Here is a 16,136-nt window from a genome sequence, read left to right on the forward strand (position 1 = left end):
TTAAAACTCAATATAGATTATGACAACAGCCATTATAGTCGGCGTGATTTGCCTTGTCATCGGTGCAGTAATAGGGATTCTTTTCTCTAAAAGCTCACTGAACACCAAGGGTAAATTTATTATAGATGATGCAAAAAAGAATGCCGAAAACCTTATAGAAAAAGCTACCGTACAAGCTGAATCCATAAAAAAAGAAAAAAACCTTCAGGCCAAAGAAAAATTCCTGGAATTAAAGTCTCAGCATGATGCTGATATCCAGTCGAGAGAAAAGAAGATGCAGGAGGTCGAAAAAAGAATTAAAGACAAGGAGCATAAGCTGAATGACGAACTTAGCAAAGCCGGAAAGCTTGAAAAAGATCTTGATAAACAGATTGCTGATTATGCAAGAAAAACAGAGATCTTAGAGAAAAAACAACATGAGCTGGATACTGCCACTGCCAAGAAAGTTGAGATCCTGGAGAAAATCTCCAATTATACAGCTGAAGAAGCAAAAGCTGAATTGGTAGAAACCATGAGGGCAGAAGCTAAAACAAGAGCTCAGGCACATGTTCAGAGCATTATGGAAGAAGCTCAGCTGAATGCTAAAAGTGAGGCCAGAAAAATCGTAATCCAGACGATTCAGAGAATCGGAACAGAGCAGGCCATCGAAAACTCGGTTTCTGTTTTCAATATCGAATCTGATGAAGTAAAAGGAAGAATTATCGGTAGGGAAGGACGAAACATCCGTGCCCTGGAAGCAGTAACAGGAGTGGAAATCATCGTGGATGATACCCCTGAGGCTATTTTGCTTTCATGCTTTGATCCGGTAAGAAGAGAGATCGCAAGACTGTCACTTCACAGATTGGTTACGGACGGTAGAATTCACCCTGCCAGAATCGAAGAAGTGGTGGAAAAAACAAGAAAACAGATTGAGGAGGAAATCATTGAGGTGGGTAAAAGAACCATCATTGATTTAGGAATTCACGGTTTACATCCTGAACTTATTAAAATCGTAGGTAGAATGAAATACCGTTCTTCATACGGGCAGAATCTATTACAACACTCCAGAGAAGTCGCCAATATCGCTGCCACCATGGCTGCTGAATTAGGACTGAATGTGAAGTTGGCAAAAAGAGCAGGTCTGTTACACGATATTGGAAAAGTTCCTGAGCAGGAATCTGAACTTCCTCACGCTTTGCTGGGAATGCAGTGGGCTGAAAAATATGGTGAAAACCCTGAAGTGATTAATGCGATCGGAGCTCACCATGACGAAGTTGAAATGACATCATTACTGTCACCGATTATCCAGGTTGCGGATGCCATTTCAGGTGCCAGACCGGGAGCCAGAAGACAGGTATTGGAATCTTATATCCAGAGACTTAAAGATCTTGAGTCTGCAGCATTAAGTTTTGAAGGTGTTTCTTCAGCATATGCTATCCAGGCCGGAAGAGAATTAAGGGTTATGGTAGAAAGCGGAAGAGTAAATGACGAAGTCGCTTCCCAGTTATCGTATGACATTTCAGAGAAAATTCAGAACGAACTTACTTATCCGGGACAGGTAAAAGTAACCGTAATCAGAGAAACAAGAGCTGTAAATATTGCAAGATAACAGCGGATGTAATAATATCTTAAAACCTTTCAAGAAATTGGAAGGTTTTCTATTTTTAATAAATGGATGAAATTAAACTTTAAGATTTTAAATTTCTAATTTCTTCTTGTAATGCTTCTATTTGTTTTTTTAGCAGATTGATATATTCCTGTTGGTTTTGAAAAATAAATTCCGGAATGTTGTAAAAGTAATTATTACTTGCAGAATAGTTACTGGATTGATTATCGTAGTTATTAATCTGATGCACTACAGAATCATCTTCTTTAATGTCTTCAACTGTGGTGTCCAATGCTTTTGCAATACGTTCCCATTCTTCATCTGAAATCCTTATTTCCCCTTTTTCTCTTCTTTGGTATTGAGACTGTGTCATATGCAGTATTTTGGCCATATTTTCCTGCGTGTACTTTTCTTTACGGGCTTTAATCAGCTTATTTTTTATCATAGTTGTGTTTTTTTGATATCACAAATATATATTTTATGGCGGATATTCACATAAAATTCACATAAAAACCTTAATCTTATTTCAAGAGAGCTTGATATATTTGATAGGTCAATAAGACACAAAACAATTAAAAGGATCATTATGAAAAATTCAAAAAACAGAGATGCGTTAATGATGAAATTCCTAAATTCAAGAATTAACAGGACTAAACTTGATAGTATTAATGGTGGAAAATTGGTTCCAACTTCTCCAACAGATGTTCAGACGGGTTTGACTTCAAGTGGCAATCACGACAACAGGACCAGTAGACCAGATAAATATTACGATGGTACATTGTAATTCTATCCGATGATATGATTAAAAACTTGCATAGAGGATAGAATTATTTTTATCCTTTTTAATTTTATAAGATGGGTACAAAATTTAATAGCAATTACACATTACTAATTTTAATTCTTTGTTTTTCCGGATGTAAAAAAACAGAAAACTATTCTGAAGTCAGAAGAACTTTAGAACAGGTATTAGTAGATGATCAAAAATTCAGAACTCCGATTTTTGATTTTGCCAAGCAAGCTCCACTGGATAGGAAAAATACTGAAATTGTGACAAGGATTATTGATAGCTTAGGATGGTTAGGAAAAGATAAAATCGGAAAAGATGCAAATCTTGCTTTATTTACAGCCATTCAGCATGCCTGTAAATTATCAACAATGGAAAAATATCTGCCCCTGCTGAAAGAAGCCGCTTATAAAGGTAATGCTGAAAAAGGACAGGCAGCTTACCTTATTGACAGAGTTGAATTATTAAATAAAAGAAAACAGATCTACGGAACTCAATATTCAATAAGGGAAGATGGAACAGCTTTTATAGAAAATCTTATTGATTCTGCCCATGTAAATTCCAGAAGAAAGTCTATGGATTTATTTCCTATCGAAAGATATATTAAAATGATAGATTCCTCAAATAACATAGCAAATAACAGGAAATAGATGATAAGATGATAGTTATTTATACTGAAGACAATGATATCACCACAAACCTTGTCATGGATTGGCTTTCTGTTTTATATAAAGGAGAAATTAAAAGAATTAATACCGATTGTTTTCAAATACCGATACAGAACGAATATTTTATTGATATAAGTGAAAGTATTAACATAAAAGCGATCTGGTACCGGAGACCCGGAAGAAGGCCTTCTCCTATCCGAAGCATTCCACCGGATTTATTAAGAGAAAAAATAGATGATCAAAAATTAGAATCACTATTAATGTATTCTGCTAATAAAGAACTTGAAAATATTAATGCTTACGACATAGAAAATACATATAAGGCTAAGAATATCCTGGGAGGCCCTTTAAAATATGAAGTCAATAAATTTCAGGTGTTAAGGATTGCTCAAGATATTGGGATAGATATTCCTAAATCTGTTTTGACGAACAGTAAGTCCAAGCTAACAGATTTTTATGATGACTGTCAAGGCGAAATAATCTCTAAAATGCATGATATGCTGCTCTGTGATATTAATGAAACTCATTCTACCTACGCAACTTACACAGAAAAAATAGAATTAAACTTTATAAATTCCCTTCCTGAGTATTTTTTTATCGGTCATTTTCAGGAGAAATTAGAGAAAGAATACGAGATAAGAAGCTTTTATCTGGATGGTGAAATATTTTCAATGGCTATGTTTTCACAGCAGAATAGTCAGACAAGTATCGATTTCAGAAGGTATGACAGAGATAGTATGAACAGGCGTGTTACGTACAGGCTGCCTGCTGATTTGGAAGATCATATCCGTACGTTAATGAAAAAGCTGAATTTAAATTGTGGTTCTTTAGATATCGTAAAAACAAAGGACCAATATGTTTTTTTAGAAGTTAATCCCGTTGGCCAGTTTGGATTTGTAACTGGAGCCTGTAATTATCACCTGCATAAAAAAATCGCTGAATATTTAATACGATAAACAATGGAAAAAAAAGAATTTGTTTCTCTTTTTAAAGATGAAAGCTACAAAATACTTCCGGTTAATTACCATTTAATAAGAAATGTGTACTATACCAAAGAAGAAGTAAAGCGTTTTAATTTATATTACTCTGCACACAGTAACTTTCACCAAACTACGGTCTATGATATTTTTTATAATTATAAGCCAATACTTCTTCTCTAATGAATAGATTTTTTAATTTATATTCCAATTGTATTCCTGTAAAGGGAAGTGAAGAAAGTATTATTATAGATCTGCAGAATACTGAACATATCAATGTACCCAATCTATTATTTGACGTTCTCAGAAAAACACGTACTCATACAATAGATGAAATAAAAAATTTTTATAATAATAGTTTGGACGAGGGTATAGATCAGTATTTTAGTTATTTAAAGGATATCGGTTACGGTTTTTTCACAGATCATGTTGAAATGTTCCCGGAGCTTAATTTAGAATGGTATTCGCCACTTAAGGTTAACAGTGCTATCTTAGAAATTCATGAAGATTGTAAATATGATTTTAATTCTGCAATTAAAGAATTAAGTTCATTAGCCTGTTCAAGCATCCAAATAAGAATGAGTCATCCCGATGTTAATAATATATTATCCGGCATATTGGATGCAACACGAAAATCAAGAATCAGAAATGTTGAAATTTTCCTGCCTGAATCTTTGTATGAAGAACATTATTTAAAATATCTTGATGATATTGAAAATAGAATTAACACATTTGTCATTCATAGCGTTAAAGATGAAATCCTGACTCAGGATTTATATAAAAATTACAAGTACCATATAGATCATAAGCTAATTTTTAAATCAGAAACTATTAATAGTGCAACCACAGATCATATAAAAATGGAAAATTTTATTATCAATATGGAGTTTTTTACGGAGGCTCAACAGTGTAATGTTGCTCTAAACAGAAAGATATGTATTGATAATGAAGGAAATTTCAAAAATTTTCTGGCGCATAAAAGTATCTACGGTAATTTTAGAAACAAAAGTATTACTGAATTGATAGAAGATCGTGAGTTTACCAGAAAATGGTTTGTCAATAATGATAGTATTGAGATCTGCAAAGATTGTCAGTTCCGGTATATTTGCTTTAATAATTCTGATATTGAATTCAATGGTCACTCGTGGCAGAAAGTAAATGAATGTCCATTTGATCCCTATACCAATCTTTGGAAAACAGAATGATATTAAGAAAACTCCCACGAATGAACTGCCCCATAAAGCTAGAGACTTTTTAAAACATTTTTCAAAGAAATATCAAAAAATAATTTAGGTCTTAATTATGTCTAACAGCTCAATTCAATATCAGTTTCAACAGATTTGTACAAAACAGGCCAATGCATATCCGGCTCGCATCGAAAAATGCATAAAAAATACAAATCATAACTCACATTTTTCAGAATTTTAGTTTTAGTTTTGAATGACTGATTAATATGCATGCACCATTTAAAATCAATCAGCGGATTCCGAAAAGCTGACAGAGTAGGAGTAACCAAATAAACTTAATTATAAATAGGAATCATTAAGAAGATATAAGCAGAAAAATACAGTCGTTTGATGACATTAGGGAAAAATATCAAACGGTGGAGGGAGACCCATTGATTGATCCTAAAATCGTTTTCAATGTGCACAAGAAGGGATAAGATGAAAATGCGCTGGGACTGATGATACCGCTAATGAGTCTTACTGATATTTAAAAAAACTTAGTATTAATAATTTACAGTAACTGCCTCTGGCATTGAGGCAGTTATATATTGAATTGAATGAATAAAATGGGAAAATGCATTATAAGTGCGTTCATGCTTTTACTGTTATGGAACTGTGGAACTCATCATTACAGTCCATTAGCCATCTACAATTCTATGGCATTGGAAAAATTGGGAAATAATTCCTATGTCAGGCTGACCAATGATTCTGCGCAAGTGACGATGCTCTTACTTGGTGGCTTCGATATGGCTCAGAGTAAGAAGCAATTTGACAGTATTAGATATAAACTACGAAAACCGGTACATCGATACGGAAAAGACAAGCTGTTTTATCTTCAGAACTCTACTGCAAAAGTATATGACTGCGCTCTGATGGCTCACGATAAAAAAGTTCCTTCTATGAAAGAAACCCGGAGATTTATCACAAAAAGTATTGTTTGTAAAAATTCTTTTTTGTCGTTTAGAATATACAAAAAAACACATAAGGAAAATTTACAGTTATATCTGGATCATTTTAAATGTATCAATTAACATAAATGATTTTAATAATATCAAAATCAGGAGATCTATCTACGGAACAGGTAGCCGATTGGCTGACGGCGTATAAAGTACCTTTTTTTGTTTTAAACGATAATATTTATGAGGTATTAAAAATTGATTTTAATATAAATAATATATCTATTGGTGGGTATCCGATTGATGCATTCAAAGTGGTATGGTTTAGAAAGTACCCATACGCCTTGCGAGAAGACCAAAAGGCCGATATCAGAAATAAGCTTTATTTTTCACTTATAGAATACAATTTGATAGAATCCAGAGCTATAAGAGATTATTTATTATTTGAGCTGAAAAAAAGAAATGTTATCTGGCTTACTAATCCATTTTCTATAACAGAAAACAAGCTTGTACAGATGCAAATGGCAAAGAGTTGTGGACTCTATATTCCGGCGACCTACATTCTTAACAATAAGAAAGCTGTTGAGACTTTAATATATGAGAAAAAAGAACTTATCACAAAGCCTATGATAAGGGGAACAAACTTCAAATTCAGTAACCGAATTTTTACCATGCCCACAACTACAGTTAATAATAAAGTAGATAATATCCCGGAATTTTTTAAGCCGGCATTATTACAGGAGAAAATAGTTAGGAAATTTGAAATCAGATCTTTTTATCTTTTGGGAAAGTTCTTCTCAACAAAAGTTATTATGAATGATAATTCTATAGTAGATCATCGACTTTTAGCAGCTAAACATGAATGCAGATTTGAAGTCTATCAGTTACCTGAAAATATAGAAAAAAAATTGCACGATCTGATGAAATTACTCGACTTAAATTGCACATCTATAGATTTAATAGCGAATGAACAAAATGAATATTTTTTTTTGGAAGTTAATCCGGTGGGACAGTTTACATATCACTCTGTATTTAATAATACCTACCTTGAAATAGAAATAGCACTCTCTTTGAAAAAACTATTGAAAAATGCAACATAGAAGTTATATAACACTGATACATTTTATTCTGGATGATGAATTTGCGGTGATTCTGAAAAAATTCATCTCAGAAAAAGAACCTAGGAAAGTACGATCCGATAAATATTTTTCGATCAATTATAAAGTAAAAATATATGATAAAATTTGTACTCCTTTTATAGATTTAAAAACTTTCAAAAATGACTAAATATTTCGAATTATTTCAGGATTGTTTTATTGTTAAAGGTGCTAAAAATATTCTTCTATGTGATTTTCATTTCAATAAAATAATTAATGTTACAGGTGTCTATGAAGCATTTGTAGATGATTATTATTTTCCTGTTGAAGATCATCTCTCGGAAACCATTACTTTTTTAATTGCTGAAAAATTCGGAATCATTACGGAAAGTATTACCCCTAAAAAATTCCGTAAAAAGTTTAAATGGAGATCACCAACGAAAATAAATGAACTGATCATAGAACTTACTTCCGAACAATATTTTAAGCTTTATAGAGTTTACGATCTCATTGAAGATCTCATGGTAAGCTTTATCCAAATCCGATTTTTGGAATTTTCATTCTCAAGGTTGGAAGAGACTGTATCTCTAATGGAGCACTCTTGTATTAGAACAGCAGAATTGATGTTGCCTTATTCAGGCACACCTCGAAATAAAATGGTATCAAATCTCCTTAAAGAGAATCCGAGAATTAAAATAATATACTTTTATAATGCTCCGGAAAACAGATCGGTCGTTGATGATGATAACTTGTTTACTATTATCTACTGTAAAAAGAACCTGACAGATCCTAGATTCTGTGGGGTCGTTGGCGAAGAATATTTTTTAAATGATATTAGGAATATTTCCAAAAGTCTATCGGTTAACAACTGTCTGTATGGAAAATTATTTATTTCTTTTGATGGATATTTAAAAAACTGCCCTTCTTCTCAGAAAGTTTTGGATCACATAGACCAAATTTCAGTGCAGGAACTGATTTCAAAGGTATGCAAAGAAAAGGAGAGATACATTAAAAAAGATCAGGTTGAGGTGTGCAGGTGCTGTGAGTACAGGTATTTCTGTACAGATTGCCGGATGTACAGAGAAAATCCGTCAAATATCTTTTCAAAACCTCTAAAATGTGGGTATGATCCATACCATGGAATTTGGGAAGAGTGGAGTGTAAATCCTTTAAAGTCTAAAGCAATTCAATATTATGATCTTGCCAATATTAATTAGTATCGTCATTGGGATCAGTACTTTTACTGCTTTATCTGCTCAGAAAATCAGGGTTTTGTATGAAGTAAAGTCTAAACCTGATTCTAACCGACAGGATATACGAAAAAACATAATGCTTCTGGATATATATGGTAATGACATATCCCGTTTTTATGCAGAAAATCTATATAAAAGTGATTCTGTAAGAACTAAGGGCGTAAAGCCGAAATCATTTTCCATTAGTTTCAACAATGCAGTCGTTAAAAATGGCGAAAATCTGAAAAAATATAACCGTCTTCTGGTAGATGTATATGAGGTAAACGAAAAGACTCCTGTGCTGGCCTGGAAAATTATTCCTGAAAAAAAGAAAATCGGTAATTACGAATGTCAGAAGGCAACGTTAGCATATAAGGGCAGACAATGGACGGCCTGGTTTACCCAGGATATACCGATCCCGGAAGGTCCATTCATCTTTAAGGGGCTCCCCGGACTTATCATCCGGATACATGATGACAGAGAAAATTACGATTTCATGGTGCATCAGCTTCTTAATCACTTTTATGATCCCTATGACGGCGTTGATTTCAGAAATCACACCTTCGTAAAAGTTAATAAAGAACAGCTTAATTAAATATACATCAATAATTATCTTGATCCTTACAAAGAAGCGAAAATGGGAAAAATAAAAATGAATTTTGTGGATGAGAATGGTAATGAAGTGCAAAATATCAATTGGAATGAACTGGCAAAGAATAAGCAACAGGAAATAAAAAGAAATAATAATCCCATAGAATTAACGGATGCTGTAATGTTTCCCGATTAATATGATTAACAAAATTTAGTAGTTTTTTTAATTTTAATATGTTTTCATCAAAAGCTTTCGAGAAATTGAAAGCTTTTACTATTTTTATCAAAATTTAATAATGCAAAAAGAAGAATTGCCGCTGTCCTCAAAAATGAGACTTATCTTTTCTATTCCCGTCATCATCGCTGCGTTAGGTTACTTTGTGGATATCTACGATCTCCTTTTATTCGGTATTGTCAGAATTCCGAGTTTAAAAGCACTGGGACTCAATCCGGATATCGATGGAACATTTATCCTCAATGCCCAGATGGTGGGGTTGCTGCTGGGAGGAATTTTCTGGGGAATCTTCGGGGACAAAAAAGGAAGACTTTCGGTTTTATTCGGTTCTATTCTGGTATACTCAGTGGCCAATATAGCGTGTGGGTTTTTACCCTATTTTCCAAAGGAACACCTGGTATATCAGTATGCCGGTTTGAGGTTTATTGCAGGAATAGGGCTAGCCGGAGAACTGGGAGCAGGAATTACCCTGGTTTCTGAAAGCCTGCCAAGGAATTTACGGGCAATTGGAACTTCTGTTGTTGCCGGATTTGGTTTAATGGGTGCTGTGGTTGCCCAGTTAACGGTAGAACTTGCTGGCGGATGGAATATTTCTTACATTATAGGAGGTATTCTGGGAATTCTGTTGTTGTTTTTACGAATCAGTGTTTCAGAATCAGGAATTTATAAAAACATAGAAAATCAGTCGGTTTCAAAAGGGAATTTTCTTTCTTTTTTCACCCATAAAGATCGGTTGATACGGTATCTGAAGTGTATTGCCATTGGATTACCCACCTGGTACTGTATCGGAATTCTGGCCGTTTTAGCCAACCAGTTTGCTCCTGAACTGGGAATTAAAGAGATCAGTCCCGGAAAAGCGATCATGTGGGCCTATGTCGGGATCTCTGTCGGCGATCTGCTCAGCGGTTTTATTTCTCATGCCCTGAAATCCCGGAAGATGGCTATTTTTTATATGCTTGTTACCACAATTATCGGAGTTGCTTTCATGCTGTTCGGAAACACAGATACGGAGCATACCTATTATCTCTTCTGTGTCTGGCTCGGCTTGGGAACCGGCTATTGGGCCATGTTTGTAACCCTTGCTGCTGAACAGTTCGGAACCAATATCAGAAATACGGCTACCACCACTGTTCCGAATATGGTCCGCGGCCTGGTACCGGTAATGATTTTTGGTTTTGATTTTTTTAAGAATGATTTTTCGGTGATCATAAGTGCTGCTATTGTAGGAGCAGTGGTATTCGGACTGGCATTTTATTCTACCTTGACGATATCTGAGACGCACAACAAAGATCTTGAATTTACAGAATAATTATGATTTACTTAAGAAATATTTAAGCGTATTGGTCGTTTTGTAAGTATTAAGAGGACGTTAATAAATAAAATTATAAAATAGTAATAAATTATGTGTTGAATAATTAATATTTGTTTAACTTTGGAAAGTAACAAAACTATATCAATCTCAAAAACGAAAATCACATGCAAAATTTTTTAAAAAACGCGACAAAATTAAAGAAAGCTGATCTTAGAAATATCACAGGAGGAATCAGTGGTACTCCGGATTTATCTCTTTGCGGATGCAGCTGCTCTGGATCTGTGACAGGACCGAAATATTGTGGTCAGTATATCGGATGTCTACAGGTGTATACTTGCAACCAGGCTGTTTAAGAAATTATTTCAATCAGAAATAAACATTTCCACATTTAATAACGCAAAAGCCTTCTGGATCTTCCGGAAGGTTTTTGTAATTCACGGAAAATACAAATCAATATTCCCGGTCTCAAAAATAGCATCTCACAGATCGGAAAAACGCCGGTTATTGAGGCTGTTAAATCTTGTATTCTTTGCTTCTCCGATTTTCTGTTTCTTGTAAATGCTGTTATTTCCTGAAAACAGATAAGATACAATGCACGCCACGGCCACATAAATACCGCATTCCGCTCCGAATAATTCAATTCCCATCACCATACAGGCCAGAGGAGTATTGGTTGCCCCTGCAAAAACGGCTACAAATCCCATTCCCGCAAGTAAACCGAACGGTAATGGAATAAATAGAGACAATGCACTGCCGAGAGTGGCCCCGATAAAGAACAGGGGAGTCACTTCACCGCCTTTAAATCCTGTAGCCAGCGTGATGACCGTGAATATCATTTTCAGTATAAAATCATATAGAGGAAGCTGTTTTTCAAAAGATTCTGAGATTGCCGGAATTCCCAGGCCGATATAGCGTGTCGTGCCCATTATCAATACCAGTACAGCAATGATAATTCCCCCGATAACAGGGCGAAAAGGAGGATATTTTATGTAATATGTAAAAACGGAGCCCGCTCTGTGAATGATCCTGCTGAAAGCTGCTGCACAGATTCCAAAAATAATTCCTGCTATAATACAGTATACAAAAGGAAGAAAACCGGGTTTCGGAATAAAATCAATAAGGTAGTGCGTATGTTGTACGTGCCAAAGCTCAGTGACCCAATTTGCTAATACTGCTGAAGCAAAAGCCGGAAAGATGGCATTGTAACGGATTTTTCCGATCAGATACACTTCAAGTGCGAAAACAGCTCCCGCCAGAGGCGTTCCGAATACCGAACCAAAACCCGCAGCTATAGCGGAAATAAGTAAAATTCTTCTTTCGTTGTCATTAAGCTTGAAAGGTCCGGAAAACTGATCGGCGATCGCTCCAGCCATTTGAAGTGCAGTTCCTTCCCGTCCGGCAGAACCTCCAAAAAGGTGTGTGGCTATCGTGCCGAGATATACTAAAGGTGCCATTTTGAAAGGAATAATTTTCTCAGGCTGATGAATATTTTCAATCAGTATATTGTTTCCGGCTTCCACCTCTTTTCCGAAATAATGATATAAAAGTCCGATCAGAAAACCGGCAACAGGGAGCAGACCAACCAGCCAGATATGACTTTCCCTGAAATCAGTTACCCACTGTAAAGACTGTAAAAAGCCGGCAGAAGCAGTTCCTGTAAGTAATCCGATCACAAGACTGATGCAAAGCCATTTTACAATAAAAGGGAAAGCGGGAAATTTTCTGAAAAAAAAGCGAATGAAAAAAAATATTTTTTGCAGTAGTGTTCCTTGATTTTTTGACATGATTGTTCCTGATCAGTTATTGGTTAATAATCTCTTAATCAGGCGTCATCAGTCCCGTTTAAAACGGGGCGGTTGGGTAAGGAAGAACACCATTTCCTTTGTACTGCAAAGATAAAAATTATTTTAAAAATAGGGGTGCTTCACGATATATTTTTTGCTGATGCTGATGCTTTTGAAGATATCTTTATCACTCGCATCCTGCTCCAGAAACCAACAGTCAAGACCGGCTTTATCTCTGGCTTCGAAAATCCTTTTAAAATCGATTGTTCCGTTTCCGATTTCTGTAAATTCTTTTGTCCCCGCCTTCATATCTTTCACATGCCAGAGAGGAAATCTTCCGGGATATTCTTCGAAATAGACTAGCGGATCTAATCCTGTCTTTGAAATCCAATACAGATCCAATTCCATCTTCACCAGATCGGAGGATGAATTTTTTAATATAAAGTCATAAACCGTCAGCTGCTCATCAAATTTTTCGAATTCAAAATCATGATTGTGGTAAGCGAACTGTATTCCTGCTTTACTTGTCACTTCTCCTGCCTTATTTAACAGTTCCGGCAGTCTCCGATAGTTTTCAGCTGTTCTTTCTTCAGGGAAAAGATAGGAACAAACCATATATTTTGAACCGATGTAGTGCAGGTCCTCGACAGATTTTTCCCAATCAGTGATTAAAGTCCCTTTTTCCGGATGCAGAATTCCTGTCGTATGATGGGAACTGATAACCTTTAAACCTACATTATTTAAAATAGTTTTAAATTCATTTCTACTTTTTCCAAAGAAAGTGTCGTTGTACCCATAGATTTCCAATTGTGAAAAGCCTGATTCAGCCAGTCTCTCCAGTGCTTTTTCCAGATTTTCCGAAACCGCCTCCCGGATCGTGTACAGCTGAATGGCCAATGGTTTTTTTATTTTCATAGCGGAAACTCCACAGGAATACAAGCCCAAAAATCCCAGTAATGACAGTTTTATAAAATCTTCCCGGGTCATTATAAAAACGGTTTCATTTCATCTTCAATCTGTTTTCTGAGATCCATCAGGCGCTTGGCATACTGTTCCTGCTGTTTATCTTCTTCAGTTTCAGGGATCCATTTGGGAACAGGAAGCTTTTTGCCATTTTCATCCACAGCTACGAAAACAATAATACAGTGAGTCTTTTTATCGAAATTCGGCTGTTTCAGATTTCTTGAAAATACATTGATTGAAATATGCATACTTGAAGATCCGGTATAAATCACCTGAGCTTCCACCTTTACAATTTCCCCGATCTTAATAGGTTCATAGAAACGGATTCCTCCGACATAAACCGTTACGGAATAATTTCCACTCCATGTCGTGGCACAGGCATATCCTGCCTGATCAATCCATTTCATCACGCTTCCTCCATGTACATTCCCTCCGTAGTTCACATCTGAAGGCTCCGAAATAAACTGAAAAGTGATAGGGGTATTTTCCATTTTCACAAAATTTTTAATGGAATAAAGGTATTAATAATTTTCAGAATCTTAGATTAAATCCTACTTTTGAGTCCTGAAACGTCAATAATGTTGAATATGAATCAATACAATATTTAAATAATAATGAAGAAAGTATTTTATCTTAATACGTGTGATACGTGCAGAAAAATTTTAACACAGTTTGATCTTTCGGATTGGGAACTCCGTGAAATAAAAAAAGAACCGGTTACGGCAGAAGAGCTGGAGGAGATGTATAAAAAAACAAATTCTTACGAGGCATTGTTCAGTAGAAAATCTACCCAGATCAAATTGAGAGGTCTGGATCTAAAATCCCTTGAAGAAAAAGACTTTAAAGAATTGCTGCTGGATCATTATACCTTTTTGAAACGCCCCGTGTTTCTTACCGATAATGAGATTTTTGTAGGAAATGATAAGAAAAACATTGAAGAATTACAGAAGTTCTTCGGAGTTATATAAGGTATGGGATTAGGATTGGAGATCAGTTTTATTTTTGATGTAGAAGAACCTCTTTCCCTGTATTTGGAATTAAAAGACCGGTATTTTTTTGATCCTAGAAACGGACTGAACCTGATTATGACAGGAAACGGGGATGCAGGTGATAAAGATCGATTGTTAAGGCAGGTTGAAAAAGTGTTAAATATCGACCTGAAGTGGTTGGATTTTTGGGATTATACTGAAGATTATGAGGGTTTTATAAGTATAGAACATCTGTATGCGAAACTGGTTGATTTGGATAATGCATTAGTGAAAAATCCTGAGTTTTATCAAAAAGTAAGCTGGGGCCATGGTATAGAAGAAGGATATTTAAAAGACAATTTTTTAAAAGATATCCGTTTTTTAATTGAAAGACTGCATTTGAATATAGGAAACGGCGCTTCTCTTGTAAAATATGTTTCTGAGTGAAGGTAAAAATCAGCCGCTGTAGGAATGACGGGACTATTTTATATCTTATAATATTAAACCTGACGGGTTTTTGAAACCCGTCAGGTTTTTAACCAATCAAGAATATAACCGTTCAAAAGTCAGTCAAAAAATAAGGATCTCCGTCATTTTAGCCCGGATAGAAGCGACATCCTTTTTCGGAGCCGGACCGGACATGGCAAAAAGATATAGCGGATAGCCGGAATAAGCTCCCAAAAAATAACCGCCTCATCAGCAGTGATCAGGCGGTTTTTTATTTAGAGTAAGCTCATCTTTTAGACAAATGGAGCCTTTACAACTTTTGCAGGAATATTTTTGTTTCTTACCTGAATAAAGATTTCGGAACCCAGTTTAAAGTGAGGTTTATCCACGTAAGCAAGTCCCAAACCGACCTTTTTCATGGGAGACTGAGTCCCTGAAGTTACTTTTCCGATCACATTACCCTCAGCATCCACAACCGGATAATCATGTCTTGGAACACCTTTATCAGTCAGTTCAAATGCAACCAGTTTTCTGGTTACGCCCTCTTCTTTCTGTTTGGCAAAAGTATCTTTAGAAATAAATTCTTTGTCGAATTTTGTGATCCATCCCAAACCTGCTTCTATAGGAGAAGTGGTATCATCGATATCGTTTCCGTAAAGACAGAATCCCTTTTCAAGTCGCAAAGTATCTCTGGCAGCCAAACCACAAGGAATAATTCCTTCCTGCTGACCCGCTTCGATGATCGCATCCCAAAGATTTTCCGCCGATTCATTGTTAAAATAAATCTCGAAGCCTCCGCTTCCCGTATAACCTGTATTTGAAATAATAACCTGGTCAACTCCCGCCACAGATCCTATTGTGAAATGATAATAAGGAATTTCAGAAAGATTGGTTTCTGTAAGTTTCTGAAGAATTTCAGTAGCTTTCGGACCCTGAACCGCTAATAGGGACATATCGTCTGAAGCATCGGTTAAAGTAGCATCAAACTTATTGAATTTTACAATGTGATTCCAGTCTTTTTCAATGTTTGAGGCATTGACAACCACAAAATATTTATCGTCTTCCATTTTGTAAACAATAAGGTCGTCTACAATTCCCCCGTGTTCATTCGGAAGACAAGAATACTGAGCCTTACCGTTTTCCAGAGCATCTACATTATTGGTGGTTACCAGCTGTAAAAGATCTTTGGCACCGGGACCTTCCACAAAAAACTGCCCCATGTGCGAAACATCAAACAGTCCTGCTTTTTCTCTTACGGCAAAATGTTCTTCCGTTACTCCTGAATATTGTACAGGCATCTCAAAACCTGCGAAAGGTACGATTTTGGCTCCTAAAGAAACATGTTTATCGTACAATGCTGTTTTCTTCATA

Annotated in this window: 19 protein-coding genes and 1 riboswitch; of the genes, 14 read left to right on the forward strand and 5 right to left on the reverse strand. The window is 35.6% G+C overall.

The window, feature by feature from the left end:
- Window positions 1–19 precede the first annotated feature (19 nt).
- Window positions 20–1,588: a ribonuclease Y gene (gene rny, locus ODZ84_RS21675; protein WP_266174535.1), complete on the forward strand. Its 1,569-nt coding sequence runs from the start codon at window positions 20–22 to the stop codon at window positions 1,586–1,588.
- Window positions 1,589–1,667: 79 nt separating this feature from the next.
- On the opposite strand, the gene ODZ84_RS21680 is transcribed toward rny, so the two are convergent.
- Window positions 1,668–2,030: a helix-turn-helix transcriptional regulator gene (locus ODZ84_RS21680; protein WP_266174536.1), complete on the reverse strand. Its 363-nt coding sequence runs from the start codon at window positions 2,028–2,030 to the stop codon at window positions 1,668–1,670.
- Between the two features lie 141 nt (window positions 2,031–2,171).
- Here ODZ84_RS21680 and ODZ84_RS21685 point away from each other — a divergent pair, with 141 nt between their 5' ends.
- The 11 genes from ODZ84_RS21685 (at window position 2,172) to ODZ84_RS21735 (ending at window position 10,956) form a co-directional block, all read left to right on the forward strand.
- Entirely contained in the window at window positions 2,172–2,369 is a 198-nt protein-coding gene (locus ODZ84_RS21685) for a hypothetical protein (protein WP_266174538.1), read from the forward strand.
- Between the two features lie 71 nt (window positions 2,370–2,440).
- Window positions 2,441–3,019, forward strand: coding sequence for a DUF6624 domain-containing protein (locus ODZ84_RS21690; protein WP_266174539.1), 579 nt, complete (start codon window positions 2,441–2,443; stop codon window positions 3,017–3,019).
- Between the two features lie 8 nt (window positions 3,020–3,027).
- The gene (gwsG, locus tag ODZ84_RS21695; protein WP_266174540.1) at window positions 3,028–3,993 is read left to right on the forward strand and encodes a grasp-with-spasm system ATP-grasp peptide maturase; all 966 of its coding nucleotides are present in this window, start codon (window positions 3,028–3,030) and stop codon (window positions 3,991–3,993) included.
- A 203-nt stretch (window positions 3,994–4,196) separates the two neighbouring features.
- The gene (gwsS, locus tag ODZ84_RS21700; RefSeq protein ID WP_266174541.1) at window positions 4,197–5,219 is read left to right on the forward strand and encodes a grasp-with-spasm system SPASM domain peptide maturase; all 1,023 of its coding nucleotides are present in this window, start codon (window positions 4,197–4,199) and stop codon (window positions 5,217–5,219) included.
- Between the two features lie 587 nt (window positions 5,220–5,806).
- On the forward strand, window positions 5,807–6,271 hold the full coding sequence (locus ODZ84_RS21705) for a hypothetical protein (protein ID WP_266174542.1): 465 nt from the start codon (window positions 5,807–5,809) through the stop codon (window positions 6,269–6,271).
- A 5-nt stretch (window positions 6,272–6,276) separates the two neighbouring features.
- On the forward strand, window positions 6,277–7,236 hold the full coding sequence (locus ODZ84_RS21710) for an ATP-grasp domain-containing protein (RefSeq protein WP_266174543.1): 960 nt from the start codon (window positions 6,277–6,279) through the stop codon (window positions 7,234–7,236).
- Between the two features lie 179 nt (window positions 7,237–7,415).
- Window positions 7,416–8,450 (forward strand): grasp-with-spasm system SPASM domain peptide maturase, encoded by a 1,035-nt coding sequence (gene gwsS, locus ODZ84_RS21715; protein ID WP_266174544.1) that lies wholly within the window; start codon window positions 7,416–7,418, stop codon window positions 8,448–8,450.
- The gene (locus ODZ84_RS21720) at window positions 8,434–9,060 is read left to right on the forward strand and encodes a GLPGLI family protein (protein WP_266174545.1); all 627 of its coding nucleotides are present in this window, start codon (window positions 8,434–8,436) and stop codon (window positions 9,058–9,060) included. The genes gwsS (ODZ84_RS21715) and ODZ84_RS21720 overlap by 17 nt, the downstream gene beginning before the upstream one ends.
- A gap of 42 nt (window positions 9,061–9,102) precedes the next feature.
- Window positions 9,103–9,252 carry a hypothetical protein gene (locus ODZ84_RS21725; RefSeq protein WP_266174546.1) on the forward strand — a complete coding sequence of 50 codons (150 nt, stop codon included), beginning with the start codon at window positions 9,103–9,105 and terminating at the stop codon, window positions 9,250–9,252.
- A 100-nt stretch (window positions 9,253–9,352) separates the two neighbouring features.
- Window positions 9,353–10,600, forward strand: coding sequence for an MFS transporter (locus ODZ84_RS21730; protein ID WP_266174548.1), 1,248 nt, complete (start codon window positions 9,353–9,355; stop codon window positions 10,598–10,600).
- Between the two features lie 167 nt (window positions 10,601–10,767).
- A complete protein-coding gene (locus ODZ84_RS21735; RefSeq protein ID WP_266174549.1) occupies window positions 10,768–10,956 on the forward strand; it encodes a hypothetical protein in 189 nt (62 codons plus the stop codon).
- A gap of 126 nt (window positions 10,957–11,082) precedes the next feature.
- Here ODZ84_RS21735 and ODZ84_RS21740 read toward each other — a convergent pair whose 3' ends face one another.
- The 3 genes from ODZ84_RS21740 to ODZ84_RS21750 all read right to left on the reverse strand — a co-directional run bounded on the left by ODZ84_RS21740 (window position 11,083) and on the right by ODZ84_RS21750 (window position 13,841).
- Window positions 11,083–12,387 carry a voltage-gated chloride channel family protein gene (locus ODZ84_RS21740; protein WP_266174550.1) on the reverse strand — a complete coding sequence of 435 codons (1,305 nt, stop codon included), beginning with the start codon at window positions 12,385–12,387 and terminating at the stop codon, window positions 11,083–11,085.
- 32 nt (window positions 12,388–12,419) lie between these two features.
- Window positions 12,420–12,493, reverse strand: a riboswitch (Fluoride riboswitch).
- Window positions 12,494–12,510: 17 nt separating this feature from the next.
- Complete coding sequence (locus tag ODZ84_RS21745) at window positions 12,511–13,374, reverse strand: sugar phosphate isomerase/epimerase family protein (RefSeq protein WP_266174551.1); 864 nt, start codon at window positions 13,372–13,374, stop codon at window positions 12,511–12,513.
- A complete protein-coding gene (locus ODZ84_RS21750) occupies window positions 13,374–13,841 on the reverse strand; it encodes an acyl-CoA thioesterase (RefSeq protein ID WP_266174552.1) in 468 nt (155 codons plus the stop codon). Before ODZ84_RS21750 ends, ODZ84_RS21745 begins: the two co-directional genes overlap by 1 nt.
- Before the next feature lie 123 nt (window positions 13,842–13,964).
- Between ODZ84_RS21750 and ODZ84_RS21755 the strand changes: the two genes are divergently transcribed.
- Window positions 13,965–14,318: an arsenate reductase family protein gene (locus tag ODZ84_RS21755; protein WP_266174553.1), complete on the forward strand. Its 354-nt coding sequence runs from the start codon at window positions 13,965–13,967 to the stop codon at window positions 14,316–14,318.
- 3 nt (window positions 14,319–14,321) lie between these two features.
- A complete protein-coding gene (locus tag ODZ84_RS21760) occupies window positions 14,322–14,765 on the forward strand; it encodes a hypothetical protein (protein WP_266174554.1) in 444 nt (147 codons plus the stop codon).
- A gap of 293 nt (window positions 14,766–15,058) precedes the next feature.
- Here the strand turns inward: ODZ84_RS21760 and gcvT are convergent, their stop codons facing one another.
- Entirely contained in the window at window positions 15,059–16,135 is a 1,077-nt protein-coding gene (gene gcvT, locus ODZ84_RS21765) for a glycine cleavage system aminomethyltransferase GcvT (RefSeq protein ID WP_266174557.1), read from the reverse strand.
- Window position 16,136 lies beyond the last annotated feature (1 nt).

Source organism: Chryseobacterium fluminis, from assembly GCF_026314945.1.
GTDB lineage: Bacteria > Bacteroidota > Bacteroidia > Flavobacteriales > Weeksellaceae > Chryseobacterium > Chryseobacterium fluminis.